The following is a 15,880-nucleotide window of genomic DNA, read 5'->3' as shown; positions in this document are numbered from 1 at the left end:
TGCGGACCTGGCAACGGTGAGATGACCTTAGACAGTCCCCTCCGGTCGGGCCCAGGTGGACAGAGCACACGGCTGCCGCGGGTGATCGATGACGTGACCACCAAGGGGGTGGGCGGGCCGCCCGGACGCGGCCGGGGTCCGCCCGGTGGTGGGGTGCCGGGGCCATCAGGGGCCGAGTTGACGGACCAGGCCGTTCCCGCATGCATCCGCCGCGGGCCCGGTGCCAGACTCCGTACCCATGCGAGCAGCCTTCATCGAGCAGCCCGGCCCGCCGGAGAACATCCGCTACGGCGAACTCCCCGTCCCGGTGCCGGGACCGACCGACGTCCTGGTCGACACCCTGGCCACCACGGTCAACCCGGTGGACACCTTCGTCCGGTCCGGCCTGTTCCCCACCCCGCTTCCGTTCCCGTTCGTCGTGGGACGCGACCTGGTGGGCACGGTGACCCGGGTCGGCCCCGGGGCGTGCGGCTTCAGCGTCGGGGACCGGGTCTGGACCAACAGCCTGGGGCACGGGGGCCGCCAGGGCGCCGCCGCCGAGCGGTCGGTGGTCGCCGCCGACCGTCTCTACCCCCTCCCCTCCGGGGTGCCGGTCGAGGACGCCGTGGCCGTCGTGCATCCGGCGGCCACCGCCCGGCTGGCCCTCTTCACCCACGGCCGGCTCCGGGCCGGCGAAACGGTGTGGGTGGCCGGCGCCGGCGGGAACGTCGGGTCGGCGATGGTCGTCCTGGCCGTCGACGCCGGGGCCCGGGTGCTGGCCACGGCCGCCGCCCGCGATCTCGACCACTGCCGGGCCCTGGGCGCCGCCGAGGCGTTCGACTACCGCGATCCGCACCTGTCGGCGCGGCTGGCGGCGGCCTGCCCGTCGGGGGTCGACCTCCACCTCGACACGTCCGGCACGAACGACCTGACGAGCGCCGTCGAGCTGCTCGCGCCGCGCGGGCGGATCGTGCTGCTGGCCGGCGCCCGCGCCCGACCGGTGCTCCCGGTGGGCCCGCTCTACATGAAGGACTGTTCGATCGTCGGGTTCGTGATCTCCCACGCGACGACCGCGGAGTTGGCCGAGGCCGCGACCGACATCAACCGGTTGGTCGCGACGGGGCGGCTGCGCCCCCGTGCGACGGAGGTGCTCCCCCTGAGTGCGACGGCCGAGACCCACGCCCGGCTGGAACGCGGCGAACTGCACGGCAGGCGGGTGGTGTTGCGCCCCGGGGACTGACCGCGCGCCCGACCCCGCGGTGTCCGACGTCCCGTCAGGGCGGGGTAGGAGCTGCCGGTTCCGGCTCTTTCCGGCCCTCACTCGCGCTCCCGCCGACCAACGGGAACCCGGACGTGTATGGTCCTGGTTATGCGGATGGGCGAAGGAGTCGAGTGGGGCCTGCACTGCTGCCTCACCCTGGCCTGGCTCGGTGACGAGGAGCCGGTGCCGACCCGACGGTTGGCGACCTGGTTCGACCTGCCGCCGGCCTATCTGCACAAGCGTCTCCAGACGCTGGTGCGGGCCGGCATCCTCAGCAGCACCCCCGGCGCCCGGGGCGGATTCCGGTTGGCCCGACCGCCGGAGAGCATCTCGCTGATGGACGTGGTCGCCGCCATCGAGGGCAAGGACGACGTGTTCCGCTGCACCGAGATCCGACAGCGGGCCCAAGACCGCGAGGCGCCGGAGCGGGAGTTCCGGCAGCCCTGCGGGGTCGCCACCGCGATGCGACGGGCCGAGCTGGCCTGGCGCCGCGCGCTCGCCGAGCAGACGGTGGCCGATCTGATGGCCGCCGCACCCCCCGGGGCGGCCGACCGCACCCGGCGCCACTACGGACGCATGACCGGCTGAGCCACCGGCCACGAGGGCCGGGCACTCGCGCACCACCCACCAACACGCGCAGAACCACGAGGAGAATCCGGATGTCCAATGTCTCGATTCCGGTGGGGCGGTCCACCACCCACGGCCAGGCACCACCCCGGGGCGGGCTGTCGTCCACCCTCGTCCTCGCCCTGGGGACCTTCGCCGTCGGCACCGACGCCTTCGTCGTGGCCGGCTTCCTCCCCGAGATGGCCGCGGACCTGGAGGTGTCGAAGGCCACGGCGGGCCAGTCGATCACCGTCTTCGCCGCCGCCTACGCCGTGCTCTCTCCGATCCTGGCCACCCTCCTCGCCCGTCTTCCGCGCCGTACCGTCCTGATCGGCGCCCTGATCGTCCTGGGGCTCGCGAACCTCGGCTCGGCCATCGCGCCCGACATGACGGTCATGCTGGTCAGCCGGGTCCTCGCCGCCGCCGGCGCCGCCGCGTACACCCCCAACGCCGGGGCCGTGAGCGCCTCCCTCGTCCGTCCCGAACTACGGGCCCGGGCCCTCGCCGTGGTGGTCGGGGGCCTCACCGTCGCCACCGCGCTCGGCGTGCCCCTCGGCAATGCCGCCAGCAACTGGTTCGGCTGGCGCACCGCACTCGCCCTGGTGGCCGGGCTCTGCCTGCTCATCGCGGTGGTCCTGCGGCTGACGATGCCCTGGGTGCCGGGCAACGAGCGGGTGCCGCTGCGGACCCGGCTCTCCGTGCTGCGCCGACCCGCCGTCCTCGCCGTCCTCCCGCTGAGCGTGCTCGGCATGGGCGCCTGCTACACCGCCTACGCCTACAGCGTGCCCGTCCTGGAGGCGGTGGGCGTACCGGAGAGCGCCGTCCTGTGGATGCTCTTCCTCTACGGATTCGGCGCCGTCCTCGGCAACCTGGCCTCCGGGTACGCCACCGACCGCTGGGGCTCCCGCCGGGTGCTCACCACCGGGTACGTCACCATGGTCGCGGCACTGGGGCTGCTGGCCTGGCTCGCCGCGGTCGGTGCCGAGGTCCGCCCGCTGGTGGGGCTGCTGGTGCTGCTCTGGGGCGCCAGCAGTTGGTGCCAGACGCCCCCGCAGCAGCACCGGCTGATCGAGGTGGCCCCCCAGGAGGCGCCCCTGGTGGTCTCCCTCAACTCCTCCTCGATCTACCTGGGCATCGGCCTCGGCACCGCGATCGGAGGCGCCGCCCTCGGGGCCGGCGCGGCCACCGTCTACGGCGCCGGCGCGGCCATCGCCGCCGTGGCCCTGCTCTTCCTGCTCGCCACCGCGCGGGCCCCCGCCCAGGGCGGCTGAGGCGCGGACCGGCCCGGACCCGGCACGGGACGGACCGAGCGAATCCCCCGCGGCCCAAAGGACCGTCGTTTTGGGCCGCGCTTCCAGACGGTACGACGTCGCACCATCCGCTGAACCACCCCTCAGCGCGCGACGACCGGCGACCGGCGCGGAGAGAGACCCTGCTGCCCGGTGTTCCCGACACCCAGCCCGGCACCCCGTGGCGCCGCGTACCGAAGCGGCCCCTCGGCCCGGCTCCTCCCCGCCCCCGGCGCGGGAGCCCCACGTCGACGAAAACCGAGAGGTGTCCCATGACCGACTACGCGATGGAGCTGGGCTGGGAGGCCGGGACGGACGTCCCGCCACCGGCACCCGACCCCGCCGACGCCACCGGCCCCACCGGGGCGCAGGCACTCATCCGCGCCCTGGAGGACGAGGGGGTGGACACCGTCTTCGGCATCCCCGGCGGAGCGGTCCTGCCCGCGTACGACCCGCTGATGGACTCCACCCGGCTGCGTCACGTACTGGTCCGGCACGAGCAGGGCGCCGGCCACGCCGCCACCGGCTACGCCCAGGCCACCGGCCGGGTCGGGGTCTGCATGGCCACGTCGGGTCCCGGCGCCACCAACCTCGTCACCCCCATCGCCGACGCCTACATGGACTCGGTGCCGATCGTGGCCGTCACCGGTCAGGTGCCCTCGGCGATGATCGGGACCGACGCCTTCCAGGAGGCGGACATCTGCGGCATCACGGTCCCCATCACCAAGCACAACTACCTCGTCACCGAGCCGGACGACATCCCCCGGGTCATCGCCGAGGCGTTCCACATCGCGGCCTCCGGCCGCCCCGGCCCGGTCCTCGTCGACATCACCAAGGACGCCCTCCAGGGCCGGACCCGGGCCCGCTCCGTCACCCCCGCGCTGCCCGGCTACCGCCCGGTGCCCCGTCCGCACGGAAAGCAGGTCCGGGAGGCCGCACGGCTGCTCGCCGGAGCCGCACGGCCCGTCCTCTACGTCGGCGGCGGCGTCGTCAAGGCGGGCGCCGCACGGGAGTTGATGACCCTGGTGGAGTTGACCGGGGCACCGGTCACCACCACCCTGATGGCGCTCGGCGCCTTCCCCGACAGCCATCCGCGGCACCTGGGGATGCCCGGCATGCACGGCACGGTCACCGCGGTCACCGCGCTCCAGAAGTCCGATCTCATCATCGCCCTCGGCGCCCGCTTCGACGACCGCGTCACCGGGAGGCCGGACGGGTTCGCGCCGGAGGCGAAGGTCGTCCACGTCGACGTCGACCCGGCCGAGATCGGCAAGATCCGGGCCGTGGACGTGCCGATCGTCGGGGACGTCCGCGAGGTGCTCCAGGAGTTGGTCGCCGCCGTCCGGGCCGAGCACGAGGCCGGTAACCGGGGCGACTACGCCCGCTGGTGGGGCCGGTTGGAGGACTGGCGGACCCGCTACCCCCTCGGATACGTTCCCGCCCCGGCGGGCCGGCTGGCCCCGCAGCAGGTGATCGAGCGGGTGGGCCGCCTCGCCCCGCCCGGAACGATCTTCACCGCGGGCGTCGGTCAACACCAGATGTGGGCCAGCCAGTTCATCCGGTTCGAGGAGCCGGGCCGCTGGCTGAACTCCGGCGGCGCCGGAACGATGGGGTACGCCGTGCCCGCGGCGATGGGCGCGCGGGTCGGCCGGCCCGACCGCACCGTGTGGGCCATCGACGGCGACGGGTGCTTCCAGATGACCAACCAGGAGCTGGTCACCTGCGCGCTGAACAACATCCCGATCAAGGTCGCCATCATCAACAACGGCGCCCTCGGCATGGTCCGCCAGTGGCAGACCCTCTTCTACGAGCAGCGCTACTCCCAGACCACGCTGCACGCTCAGCCTGCCGGGCCCGGTGCGAAGCCGGGCACCCGGGTCCCGGACTTCGTCCTGCTCGCCGAGGCGATGGGGTGTCTGGGGCTGCGGTGCGAACGGCCGGAGGACCTGGACGCGGTCATCGAGCGGGCCAACGCGGTGGACGACCGGCCGGTGGTGGTCGACTTCGTCGTGCACCAGGACGCGATGGTCTGGCCGATGGTGGCTGCCGGGACGAGCAACGACGAGATCCAGTTCGCACTCGGGATGCGCCCCGACTTCGGTGACGCCCTGGAGTGAGCCCCGGGAACGGGGGCGGCCGGCCCCGGCCGTGGCAGGGGTCCGACCGGACGCGCACGGGTCGGACTCCGGGTTCGCCCCCGGTGACGGTCCGACCCCTCCGGCACCGGGATCGGACCGTCAGCGTCCTTCGGAGGCGGGGCGGAGCAACCGGGGATCGAGGTCGGTCACAGTGTCCGCCTGGTCCAGCCGGCCGGCTGCCGTGACGAGGCACCCGTACTCGTCCTGCCGCAGGGCGAGCCGGAACGCGTTGAGCGTGTTGACGAGGTAGTCGACGGCGATCTCCGCCTCGTCGTTGGCGAGGAGGGCGCGGACCGAACGGAGGGCCGGCAGGGCCTCCGTCCGGTCCGCGAGGGCTCGTCGTTCCAGAGCGTCGACCACGGCGCGGAGGGTGTCCTCCACGGAACGGTTCATTCGCGCCTGACTCCTCGGTACCGCGGGGAACCCACCTGCGGGGAGGCGGGGGCGGGGCGCTCCCCCGCCGCGCGGCCGGGCGGCCCGCCCCGGCCACGGTACCCGCACCGATCCGCGCGGAGGACCCTAACGGAGGATGAGTTCCTCGTCGGTGTGCTGCCAGCCGGTCCGTCGGTACTCGCGCGGCGACATCCCGTGGGCGCGGGTGAAGACCCGGGTGAGGGCGGAGGCGTCCGCGTAGCCGAGGGTCCGTGCGGCTCGACCGACCGTCATGCCCTCTTCGAGGTACTGGCGGGCCAGGGTCATGCGGAGTTGGGTCCGCCACTGGGCGTAGGTCTGACCGGTGACGTCGAGGAAGTCGCGTCCGAGGGTCCGCGCGTCCACGTCCAGTTCGGTGGCCCACTGGACGAGGGTGCGACGGCTCGCGGGATCGCGTCGGAACCCCTCGACGATCCGGGTGACGGCGGAGGCGACCGTTCCGCCGGCGGCCGCGGGGAGGTCGGGCGTGCAGGAGAGTTCGAGGAAGCGTCGGGTGACGGCGTTGGGGTCGTGCCCCTCGGGGCGGAGGAAGCTGTAGTTGGCGACAACCGTGTGCAGGAGGAAGCCCTCGGCCCGCGGCGGGAAGCCCTGCACCAGGGCGTGCTCCGGCGGGGCGGCCGAGGACCCGGGACGGGAGCCGAGCGGGAGCAGGAGGGCGTCGCGCGGCAGCGTGATGCTGTTGCGCACCCCCGCCGGGAGCCAGGCCACGTCGCCCTGCCGCAGTCGGTGCCGCCGGCCCCCGACGACGAGCCGTGCGGTGCCCCGGTGGACCCAGACCAGCACATGGAAGTCGCTGATCCGGTTCCAGGTCCGCGACGCCGGGATCGACGGCGGCTCCCCGATCTCCCCGCCCTCCGCACCGCCGTGCGCATGGGCGTCGAGCTGCGCTTCGAGGGCGCTCGGGAGCGGCCGGTCCGCCGGCGGACCGGTGCGGCGCCCTGGCCCGTACGCACGGGGAGTCACTCCGGTGTGCGCGCGGAACGCCTTCGTGAACCCCGCGGGGGTGGCGAAGCCGACCTGTCTGCCGGTCCAGCCGACGCCGTGGCCCAGGTCGAGGTAGCTCGCCGCGGCGGCCACCCGGGCCGCGGTGCGCCACCGGGCGAAGGGCAGTCCGGTCTCCTTCAGGAACTGCTGCTGGAGGGTGCGGACGCCGATGCTGACCGACCGGGCCAGCTCGTCGACCCCCGCTCCGTGGCTCGGGTTCTGGAGCAGCGCCCGTGCGACGGTGAGGGCTTCGGGCGACACGGGCAGCGGCGGGGTGGGGGGCGGGCTCCGGTGCCCGCGCGCCGCGTCCGCCGGTCGTGCGCGAGCGAGGAGGTCGAGCACCCCGCTGTCGTCCGCGGCACCGCGGAGGTAGCCGAGACTGCGGGCGAACTGGTGGGTGAGCCAGTCCGACCAGCTGTCCGGGAAGTCGACGCGGAGGGGACGGCTGATCACGGTCGACCGGGAGCGTGCGGCGGGGAAGATCGGAAGCGCGAGGGATCCCGGCTCGACCTCGATCTCGTAGGGCAGGCCGGCGGGGACCCAGAGGCCCTGGCCCCTGGTGAGGCGGTGCCGCTCGGTCGCCGTCCGTACGCGGGCGGTTCCGGTGTGCATCCAGAGCAGGGCGGGCTCCCGCGCGTTCCCCGGCGAGGTGGCGCGGGCGGCCGGGACCTCCGGGGTCGGCGCGCTCGGGGGCCTCGGGCGTGCGGCCATGCCGTTTCCCCCTTCCCGTCAGTCCATGGATCGTGCGCCTCAGGATAACCAATGACCGAAAAGCAAGGTTAGCCTTACTTAAGTGGCCCCTGTGGCGATCTGACGCCCTGTTCCCCGGCCCCGTTCCGTTCTTCGAGGAGTCCTTCCGTGTCCGTTCCCGCGCGCCCGCTGACCGTGTTCCCCGTGGCCCTGCGGGAACTGGCCGTCGCCCGGATCGTCGAGGTCACGGCGGGGATGCGGCGGGTGACCCTGACCGGTGACCAGCTGGGCGCGTTCACCTCCGCGGACGGAACGCGGTGGCCGGCGTTCAGGTCGCCGGGTTTCGACGACGACGTCCGACTGCTGTTCCCGTACCCGGGCGAGAGCGAGCCCGTCCTGCCCGTCATCGAGGACGGACGGGTGACGTTCGCGGAAGGGCGCCGCCCGATCGCCCGCGCCTACACGGTACGCCGACACGACCCGCACGGACGCGAGCTGGACGTCGACGTCGTGCTGCACGGCGAAGGCGTCGCCTCGAACTGGGCCCGGACCGCGGCGCCGGGGGACCGGATGCACATCGCCGGTCCCGGCAGGACCCGGGGGCTCCCGGTGGGCACCGACCGGCTGCTGGTCGCGGGCGACGACACGGCGATCCCCGCCATCGCGCGTCTGCTGGAGGAGCTTCCGGACGACGCCCGCGGACGGGTGCTGATCGACGTCGAGCACGCCGCGCACGCGCTGGACCTGCGCGGTCCCGCGGGAGTCGAGGTCACCTGGCTGCCGCGGGCGTCCGCTCCCCCGCGCCCCGGCGCGCTGCTGGCCGCCGTCCGCGCGACGACCTGGACGGACGGCGCGTGGTTCGCCTGGCTGGCCGGTGAGCAGTCGGAGGTCCAGCGGATCCGTCGGCACCTCGTCCACGAGCGTCGGATGCCCGCGTCCGCGATCGACTTCACGGGCTCTGGAAGCGCGGGGCCACCGGCACCGACCGGTCCTGACGTCCCGCACCGGGAACCCCTGCCGTCCCCTCGCCCGCTCCGGGCCCTCCCCCACCGGTCGCCGGGCGCGCCCCGCCCCGCCCTGCCCTGCCCTGCCCTGTCCTGTCCTGTCCTGTTCCGTCCCTCCCCGTCCCGAGAAGCACAAGAACGGCACTCATGAACATCACCCGACGCAGCAGCATCACCGGTTTGATCGGCGCGGCGCTGGCCGCGGCCCTCGCACTGACCGGATGCTCGTCCACCGCGTCCCCCCAGAAGACCGCGACCAGCGAGGGGCCGAGCCGGCTACCGGCCGCCGAGGGGCGCACCTCCTACCCGCTGACCCTCAAGTCGCCGTTCGGCGAGACCGTGCTGAAGAAGCGTCCCGAACGGATCGCGGCGGTCGTCCCGAACGCGATCGACACGGAGTTGCTCCTCGCGCTCGGCGTGACGCCCGTGCTCAGCTCCGGTCTCGTCGACGAGGGCGGATACCTCGACGAGCACGGCGCGGACGACCTCACGACCTACGAGTTCGTGATGGGCGAGAAGGTGCCGGTGGAGGCCGTCGCCGCGAGCAAGCCGGACCTGATCGTCGCCGTCGGCTGGACGGACGGCCTCGGCGGGGTGAAGCTCGCCGACCACTACGACCGGCTGGCCACCATCGCCCCGGTCGTGACCAGTCCGGACACCGCCTCGCAACTGCTCATCCCCTGGCAGGACTCGGTCCGGGTGCTCGGCGAGGCACTCGATCTCGCCGATGCCGCGAAGGCCGTGGTCGACGACCACGAGAAGCACTTCGCGAAGGTGCGCGAGAAGCACCCCGAGTTCGACGGACTCACCGCGACCTGGGCGATCAACTACGGCTCCGCCAACGGGCTCCAGTACCTCTCCCGGCCCGGTTCCGCGCCCGAGGCGTTCCTGGCCGAGCTGGGCTTCGCCAAGAACCCGGCGGCACGGGAGTTCGCCCGCGAAGCCACGGTGAGCGACGAACTGCTGTCGAAGATCGACGCCGATGTGCTGCTGCTCGGTCAGAGCGCCGCCGCACGCGACGCGGAGATGCGGGAACTGACCGGCCGCGACCTGTTCCGCAACCTCGGCGCCGTCTCCTCGGGGAACTTCGTCCAACTCCCCCCGAAGACGGACGACGGCGGTGACCTGCTGTGGGCGATCAGCAGCGGCGGACCGATCGGGAACAAGTGGGCGGCCGAGCACCTCGTCCCCCTCGTGGCCGACGCCCTCTGACACCCCGCACGGGCGGGGCGCGGGCCGTGCCGCGCCCCGCGTCCGTCCGATCGAGGAGAACCATGACCACCGATGCGACGCGCTCCGGCCCCCCGGGACCGGAACGCACGGAGCGGCTCCCGCACACCCGGCGGCTGCTCGGACTGGTGGCGCTGACGTGCCTGCTGGCCTGCGTGCTGGCGTTGAGCGTGAGCTTCGGAACGAATCCGCTCCCGCTGCGGGACGTGTGGCGGAACGTGTTCCGTCCCGACGGGTCGGAGGCGGCGTCGATCGTCTGGACCCTGCGGGTGCCCCGCACGCTGGTCGGCATCGTCGCGGGCATCGCCTTCGGAGTCGCGGGAGCGCTGATCCAGGCGATCACCCGCAACCCGCTCGCCGACCCGGGCATCCTGGGCGTGAACGCAGGAGCGGGGTTCGCCATCACCATCGGCGTGGGCCTGTTCGGGGTGTCGGGCGTCACCGGGTACGTGTGGTTCTCCTTCCTCGGTGCGGTCCTCGCCACGGCGGCGGTCTACGCCATCGGCTCCGCCGGACGGGGTGCCGCCTCACCGGTCACGCTCGTGCTCGCCGGTGTGGCCCTGGCCGCGGTGCTCACGGCGTTCTCGACGTTCGTGATGCTGATGGACGAGGAGACCTTCCGGGCCTTCCGCAACTGGGGCCTCGGATCGCTCGCCCGCACCTCGATCGCCGACACGCTCTCCGTGCTGCCGTTCGTCCTCGTCGGGCTGGTGATCGCCTGCGGCCTGGGCGGAGCGTTGAACGCCGTCGCCCTCGGCGACGACCAGGCGGCGTCACTGGGCGCTGGCGTCACCCGCACCCGCGTCGCCGGGATCGCCGCGGTCACGCTGCTCGCCGGCGGAGCCACCGCCCTCACCGGAGGGATCGCGTTCATCGGGCTGATGGTCCCGCACGTGGTGCGCTGGTTCACCGGACCGGACCAGCGGTGGATCATCGCGTACACCGTCCTGGCCTCCCCGACCGTCGTCCTCGTCGCCGATGTGACCGGACGCCTCGTCGCCCGCCCCGGAGAGATCGAGGCGGGCGTGCTGACGGCACTGATCGGCGGACCCGTGCTCATCGCACTCGTCCGTCGCAGGAAGGCGGCCGGCCTGTGAACCGCTCCCCCTCCCGACCGGAACCGATCGACTTCGGCTACCGGCAGGTCCACCTCCGCGTCGGACGCCTGGTGGCGGCCCGCCTCAGCGTCCGGAGCCTCGCGGTCAACGCGCTGCTCACGGCGATCGCGCTCGGCGCCGCGGTACTGGCCCTCGGCTTCGGCGACTACCCGCTCACCCCCGCCCAGGTGGTGCGGGCGCTCACCGGCCGGGGCGACGACTTCCACCGGATGATCGTGACCGAGTGGCGGCTGCCGATGGCGATCGGCGCGGTCCTCTTCGGCGCACTGCTGGGGATCGGCGGGGCGGTCTTCCAGTCCCTCACCCGCAACCCCCTCGGATCGCCGGACGTGATCGGCTTCGACGCCGGCTCCTACACGGGCGTCGTCGTCACGATGCTGCTCCTCGGCTCCCACCGGCACTGGTCGGTGGCCACCGCGGCGCTCGCAGGAGGTCTCCTCACCGCGGGCGTGGTCTACCTGCTCGCCCATCGGCGAGGCGTGCAGGGGTTCCGGCTGATCATCGTCGGTGTCGCCGTCTCGGCCATGCTCGGATCGGTCAACGCCTACCTCGTCACCCGTGCCGACATCAACGACGCCATGAGCGTCGGCTTCTGGGCGGCGGGCTCGCTGAGCCGCGTGGGATGGGCCGCGCTGATCCCCTCCCTGATCGGCGGGGCGCTCGTCCTGGGATGCGTCATCGCCCTCGCGCCGGCGCTGCGGCAACTGGAGTTGGGGGACGACGCGGCGCTCGCCCAAGGGGTCCGCGCGGCCCGCGCCCGACCGGTGCTCCTGATCGTGGGGGTCGCCACGACCGCGCTGGTGACCGCGGCTGCCGGACCGATCGGGTTCGTCGCGCTCGCCGCGCCGCAACTCGCACGCCGGCTGACCCGCACCCCGGGGGTGACGGTCGCCTCCGCCGCGTTCATGGGAGCCGCGCTCGTCGCCCTCGCCCACGCCTCGTCGCTGGCGATCGCGCAGGCGTACCGACCCGTGCCTGTCGGCCTGATCACCGTCTGCTTCGGCGGGCTGTACCTGATCCGGCTGCTGATCCGCGAAACGAGACGGAACACATGAGCCCCTCCGACCCCGACACCCCCGTGCGCCCGCCGGGCCCTTCCCGGCTCCGCGCCGAGGACGTGACCATCGGGTACGACGAACGCCCCGTCAACACAGGGCTGTCCGTGGCGATCCCGGACGGATCGTTCACGGTCGTCGTCGGCCCGAACGCGTGCGGGAAGTCCACCTTGCTGCGCGGGCTCTCCAGACTCCTGCGCCCCTCCCGGGGGCGGGTCGTCCTCGACGGCCAGGACATCCACTCCTACAAGGCCAAGGACGTCGCCCGCCGGCTCGGGCTCCTTCCGCAGTCCTCGCTCGCCCCCGACGGCATCCGCGTCGCCGACCTCGTGGCCCGCGGTCGCCACCCGTACCAGAAGCTCATCCGGCAATGGACCGACGACGACCAGCGGACCGTCGCGGACGCGATGGCCGCGACCGGCGTCCAGGACCTGTCCGCACGTCTGGTCGACGAGTTGTCGGGCGGGCAACGCCAGCGCGTCTGGGTGGCGATGGCACTCGCCCAGCAGACCGACATCCTCCTCCTCGACGAGCCGACGACCTTCCTCGACCTCACCCACCAGATCGAGTTGCTCGAACTCTTCACCGACCTGCACCTGGCCGGTCGCACCCTCGTCGCGGTGCTCCACGACCTCAACCAGGCGGCGCGGTACGCGACGCACCTGATCGCGATGAAGGACGGCGCCGTCGTGGCCGAGGGACCCCCCTCCGACGTGGTCACCGCGGAACTGGTCCGGGAGGTCTTCGGGCTGCGGTGCCTCGTCGTCCCCGACCCCGTCGCCGGCACCCCCCAGGTCGTTCCGATCGGACGCGACCGCACCACTCGACGGAAGGCCACCCATGACGCCTGAACACGACTCCCGGGCAGCGCCGACCGGGCGTTCGCCCCTCGTCCGGGCGCTGCTCCCCAGCCTCCCGGCCCTCGGCCTCGCCTCGTTCGCCGCCGCCGTCTCCGGGCTCTGCGGGCTCGGTGCGCTCTGGTTCACGACCCGACTCCTCACCGACCCGGAGCCCGTGCACGCCGTGCACGCCGGTGCCGCGTGGCTCGCCGGCAGCCTGCTGTCGGCGGTGTCCTCGTGGACCGCTCACCGCGGCGAAGCACGGGTCGCGGAACGTCTGCGGCACGAGGTCGCGGGACACCTGGTCCGGATGCCGGCGAGTGCGCTGGCCCGGCGCGGCGGTGACGCGCTGCGCCGCCTGGTCTCCGACGACATCGCGGCACTCCACCACGCCGTCGCCCACCTGCCCGCCGAGATAGCGGCGCTCGCGGTCGTCCCCCTGGCGAGCACGGTCGTCGTCCTCGCCGTCGCGGGGCCGGCCGCGCTGCTCGCCCTCGTCCCGGGGCTGCTCGCCGCCTGCTACTACCTGCTCGTGGTGCCCCGGACCTCCGCCCGCCACGGCGCCGAGAGCGCCCGGGTGATGAGCGACGTCGTCACCGCGGTCGACGACCACGCCCGCGGCATACGGATCTCCCGCGTCTACGGTGCCCAGGGCGGCGCAGCGGGCCGCTACGCCGCGGCCACCCGACGCTTCACCACCGCAATGGTCCGCTGGGTGGGGCGGGTCGCCACGCTCGCCGCCGTCGCGGGCGCACTGCTCCAGGCGGCCGCGACCTACGCCGTCGCCTACGCGGTCGGCCACGGACGGGAACCCGCAACGCTCGCCGTGATGCTGCTGTTCGGCCTGGCCACCGTCACCCCGGCGCTACGCCTCGGGCACGGGCTGGACTACGTCCGCGCGGGCCGGGCCGCCGCCGACCGCATCGCCGAGGTGTTGCGGGAACCCGTCGTCACGCCCTCCCCGCAGCGGGCCGACGCCGGGGGGACGTCCACCGGGACGTCCCTGGAACGCCTCACGGTGGGGAGCCCGGAGCACGTCCTCGTGCACGAGGTGACGCACACCTTCGCGCCGGCGACGCTCACCTCCGTCACCGGGCCCAGCGGCAGCGGCAAGACGACGCTCCTCCGCGTCATCGCCGGACTCGAACCGGCGAGGGCGGGGAGGGTGGTCCTTCCGTCCGCCCCGGCCCCGCAGTCACCCGTCTCCGCGCCGTCGGGGCCGGTCCTCCTCGTGCCGCAGGGCGGCGACGCGCTGCCCGGGACGGTCCGCGACACCCTCCGCCTCTCCGCCCCCGACGCGGCCGACCGGGACCTCGCCGAGGCGCTCCGGCGGGCCCAACTCGACGTCCCGCCCGGGGCGGAGACGACGAACCTCTCCGGCGGCGAGAGGCAGCGCCTCGCACTGGCACGGGCCTTCCTCACCGACGCGCCCGTGATCCTCCTCGACGAACCCACCAGCGCACTGGACGAACCGACGGCCGCCCGGGCCGTGGCAGAGCTGCGCCTGCTCGCCGCCGAGGGGAAGACGCTGGTCATCGTCACGCACGACCTCCCACTGGCCGCGGCCGCGGACGAACACCTCACCCTCGCCGAGGGGCACCTCACGACGACCGGAGGAAGGCGATGACCGCCCCCCTGCTCCCCGCCGCGGCGAAGCGGCGGCTGACGCGGATCTCCCTCGGCTGGGCGCTCGTCGCCGTCGCCGAAGCCGTCGCGTACACCGCGCTCGCCGCGGCCCTCGCGCACGGGCTGCCGCCCGGACCCGTGCTCGGCGCGGCGGGAGCGGCCGTGGCGACGACCGTGCTGGTCTCACGCAGCGGCTACCTCACCGGCGCCCGACTCGCGGGCGACCTGTACGACGCGCTCGGCACCGCGTTCGCGCGGACCAAGCTCTCCTGGTTCACGGAGGCCAACCGTGCGCTGGTCGGGACCGTCGCCGGACGTGCCGTCCCGACGCTCATGAGCGTGCCCGCCCACCAGTTGCAGACCTTCGTCCTGTCGCCGCTGATCCCCTTGCTGCTGCTCGTCGGCATCGGGATCGTCAACGGACCGTCCGCGATGCTCTTCGTGGGCGCGCTCCTGGTGGTCTCCTTCCTCGCGCAGAGCGTGGCCCAGCGGGCCCTGGCCCGCGCGGACGCCGCCCGGGGCGAGGCCGAACAGGCGGCAGCCGCAGCGTCGTTGGAGTTCGTCGACCACCTCGAACTGCTCCGGACGGCCGCGGGCCCCGACCGGGCGGCGGCCCGCCTCACGGCCGCCTGGAGGGCCCAGGGGGCCGCTCTCGCGCGCACCAACGACGCCGCCGCACCGGCGGGCCTCGTCTCCGGCCTCGCCGGCGCCCTTCCGCTCGCCGGGGTGGTCGTGCTCCTCGCGGTCACGGGAATCGAGGACCCCGCGGCGGCGCTCGCCCTCCTCGTCCTGACCGGACGGGCCGCGGCACCGCTGGAGGCGCTCGCTCTCGCCGGCCCGGCGGTGAACGACCTGCGCACCACGGTCCGGCAGTACGGCGCGGTGGTCACCGCGCCCGCGCTGCCGCAGCCCGCGCGGAGCGCCCCGGGCAAGGGGCACCGGCTGGAACTCGTGCAGGTCTCGCACCAGCCCGTGCTCCGCGAGGTCTCCGCCGTGATCCCCGAAGGGGCCCGGGTGCTCGTCACCGGCCCCACGGGAAGCGGCAAGAGCACCCTGCTCCAGCTGCTCATGCGCTTCGACGACCCCGAGGAGGGACGGGTGACCCTGGGCGGAACCCCCCTGACGGAGCTGCGTGACGAGGACCTCGCCGCGCACTTCGCCTACGTCCCCCAGGAACCGATCGTGTTCGACGGCACCCTCGCCGAGAACATCCGGCTCGGCAATCCCTCGGCCACCGACGACGACGTCCTCGAAGCCGCCCGGACGGCACGGTTGGACGCCGTCGTCAGCCGGTCCGCGGACGGCATCCACCAGCAGGTCGGACACCACGGGAACGCGCTCTCCGGCGGGGAACGCCAACGCGTCGCCCTGGCGCGCGCGCTCCTTAGGGACGCACCGGTCCTCATCCTCGACGAAGCGACGTCGGCCCTCGACGCGACGACGGAACGGCAGGTCGTGGCGGCGCTACGGCAACGGCCCGGCACGATCGTCGCGGTCACCCACCGGCACGCCGACCTCTGGGACGCCACGGAGGTGATCACCCTGCCCGGGCGCGCGCCCCGTGCGTGAGGCGACAAGGACGAGAACCAGTGTCGACGGCCCGGAGCGGCCCCGGCAGGGCTTCGGCTC

Annotated in this window: 13 protein-coding genes; 11 read left to right on the top strand and 2 right to left on the bottom strand. The window is 73.9% G+C overall.

Translation table 11 applies throughout. From position 1 onward, the window contains the following. Positions 1 to 238 precede the first annotated feature (238 nt). The 4 genes from ABT092_RS11040 to ABT092_RS11025 all read left to right on the top strand — a co-directional run bounded on the left by ABT092_RS11040 (position 239) and on the right by ABT092_RS11025 (position 5,252). Complete coding sequence (locus ABT092_RS11040; protein WP_351242224.1) at positions 239 to 1,219, top strand: NADPH:quinone reductase; 981 nt, start codon at positions 239 to 241, stop codon at positions 1,217 to 1,219. A 129-nt stretch (positions 1,220 to 1,348) separates the two neighbouring features. Beyond that, positions 1,349 to 1,828, top strand: a complete 480-nt coding sequence (locus tag ABT092_RS11035) for an RrF2 family transcriptional regulator (protein ID WP_351242222.1) — start codon at positions 1,349 to 1,351, stop codon at positions 1,826 to 1,828. Between the two features lie 71 nt (positions 1,829 to 1,899). Continuing rightward, positions 1,900 to 3,117, top strand: coding sequence for an MFS transporter (locus ABT092_RS11030; RefSeq protein ID WP_351242220.1), 1,218 nt, complete (start codon positions 1,900 to 1,902; stop codon positions 3,115 to 3,117). Between the two features lie 290 nt (positions 3,118 to 3,407). Beyond that, positions 3,408 to 5,252: an acetolactate synthase large subunit gene (locus ABT092_RS11025; RefSeq protein ID WP_351242218.1), complete on the top strand. Its 1,845-nt coding sequence runs from the start codon at positions 3,408 to 3,410 to the stop codon at positions 5,250 to 5,252. 120 nt (positions 5,253 to 5,372) lie between these two features. Here the strand turns inward: ABT092_RS11025 and ABT092_RS11020 are convergent, their stop codons facing one another. Then, positions 5,373 to 5,666 carry a hypothetical protein gene (locus ABT092_RS11020; protein WP_351242216.1) on the bottom strand — a complete coding sequence of 98 codons (294 nt, stop codon included), beginning with the start codon at positions 5,664 to 5,666 and terminating at the stop codon, positions 5,373 to 5,375. Positions 5,667 to 5,792: 126 nt separating this feature from the next. Next, complete coding sequence (locus tag ABT092_RS11015) at positions 5,793 to 7,400, bottom strand: helix-turn-helix domain-containing protein (protein ID WP_351242214.1); 1,608 nt, start codon at positions 7,398 to 7,400, stop codon at positions 5,793 to 5,795. Between the two features lie 147 nt (positions 7,401 to 7,547). Here ABT092_RS11015 and ABT092_RS11010 point away from each other — a divergent pair, with 147 nt between their 5' ends. The 7 genes from ABT092_RS11010 (at position 7,548) to ABT092_RS10980 (ending at position 15,820) form a co-directional block, all read left to right on the top strand. Next, positions 7,548 to 8,534, top strand: a complete 987-nt coding sequence (locus tag ABT092_RS11010) for a siderophore-interacting protein (protein WP_351242212.1) — start codon at positions 7,548 to 7,550, stop codon at positions 8,532 to 8,534. Then, the gene (locus ABT092_RS11005; RefSeq protein ID WP_351242210.1) at positions 8,531 to 9,595 is read left to right on the top strand and encodes an ABC transporter substrate-binding protein; all 1,065 of its coding nucleotides are present in this window, start codon (positions 8,531 to 8,533) and stop codon (positions 9,593 to 9,595) included. The genes ABT092_RS11010 and ABT092_RS11005 overlap by 4 nt, the downstream gene beginning before the upstream one ends. Positions 9,596 to 9,657: 62 nt before the next feature. Further along, positions 9,658 to 10,710: a FecCD family ABC transporter permease gene (locus ABT092_RS11000; protein ID WP_351242208.1), complete on the top strand. Its 1,053-nt coding sequence runs from the start codon at positions 9,658 to 9,660 to the stop codon at positions 10,708 to 10,710. Then, positions 10,707 to 11,786 carry a FecCD family ABC transporter permease gene (locus tag ABT092_RS10995; protein WP_351242206.1) on the top strand — a complete coding sequence of 360 codons (1,080 nt, stop codon included), beginning with the start codon at positions 10,707 to 10,709 and terminating at the stop codon, positions 11,784 to 11,786. Before ABT092_RS11000 ends, ABT092_RS10995 begins: the two co-directional genes overlap by 4 nt. Next, complete coding sequence (locus ABT092_RS10990; RefSeq protein ID WP_351242204.1) at positions 11,783 to 12,637, top strand: ABC transporter ATP-binding protein; 855 nt, start codon at positions 11,783 to 11,785, stop codon at positions 12,635 to 12,637. The genes ABT092_RS10995 and ABT092_RS10990 overlap by 4 nt, the downstream gene beginning before the upstream one ends. Continuing rightward, the gene (locus ABT092_RS10985; RefSeq protein WP_351242202.1) at positions 12,627 to 14,252 is read left to right on the top strand and encodes an ATP-binding cassette domain-containing protein; all 1,626 of its coding nucleotides are present in this window, start codon (positions 12,627 to 12,629) and stop codon (positions 14,250 to 14,252) included. Before ABT092_RS10990 ends, ABT092_RS10985 begins: the two co-directional genes overlap by 11 nt. Further along, positions 14,249 to 15,820 (top strand): ATP-binding cassette domain-containing protein, encoded by a 1,572-nt coding sequence (locus tag ABT092_RS10980; RefSeq protein ID WP_351242200.1) that lies wholly within the window; start codon positions 14,249 to 14,251, stop codon positions 15,818 to 15,820. The genes ABT092_RS10985 and ABT092_RS10980 overlap by 4 nt, the downstream gene beginning before the upstream one ends. The last annotated feature ends 60 nt before the right edge of the window (positions 15,821 to 15,880 follow it).

It is taken from the genome of Streptomyces sp. NPDC002490 (genome assembly GCF_040296045.1).
Lineage (GTDB): Bacteria > Actinomycetota > Actinomycetes > Streptomycetales > Streptomycetaceae > Streptomyces.
This window is presented reverse-complemented; position numbering and strand designations above follow the sequence as displayed.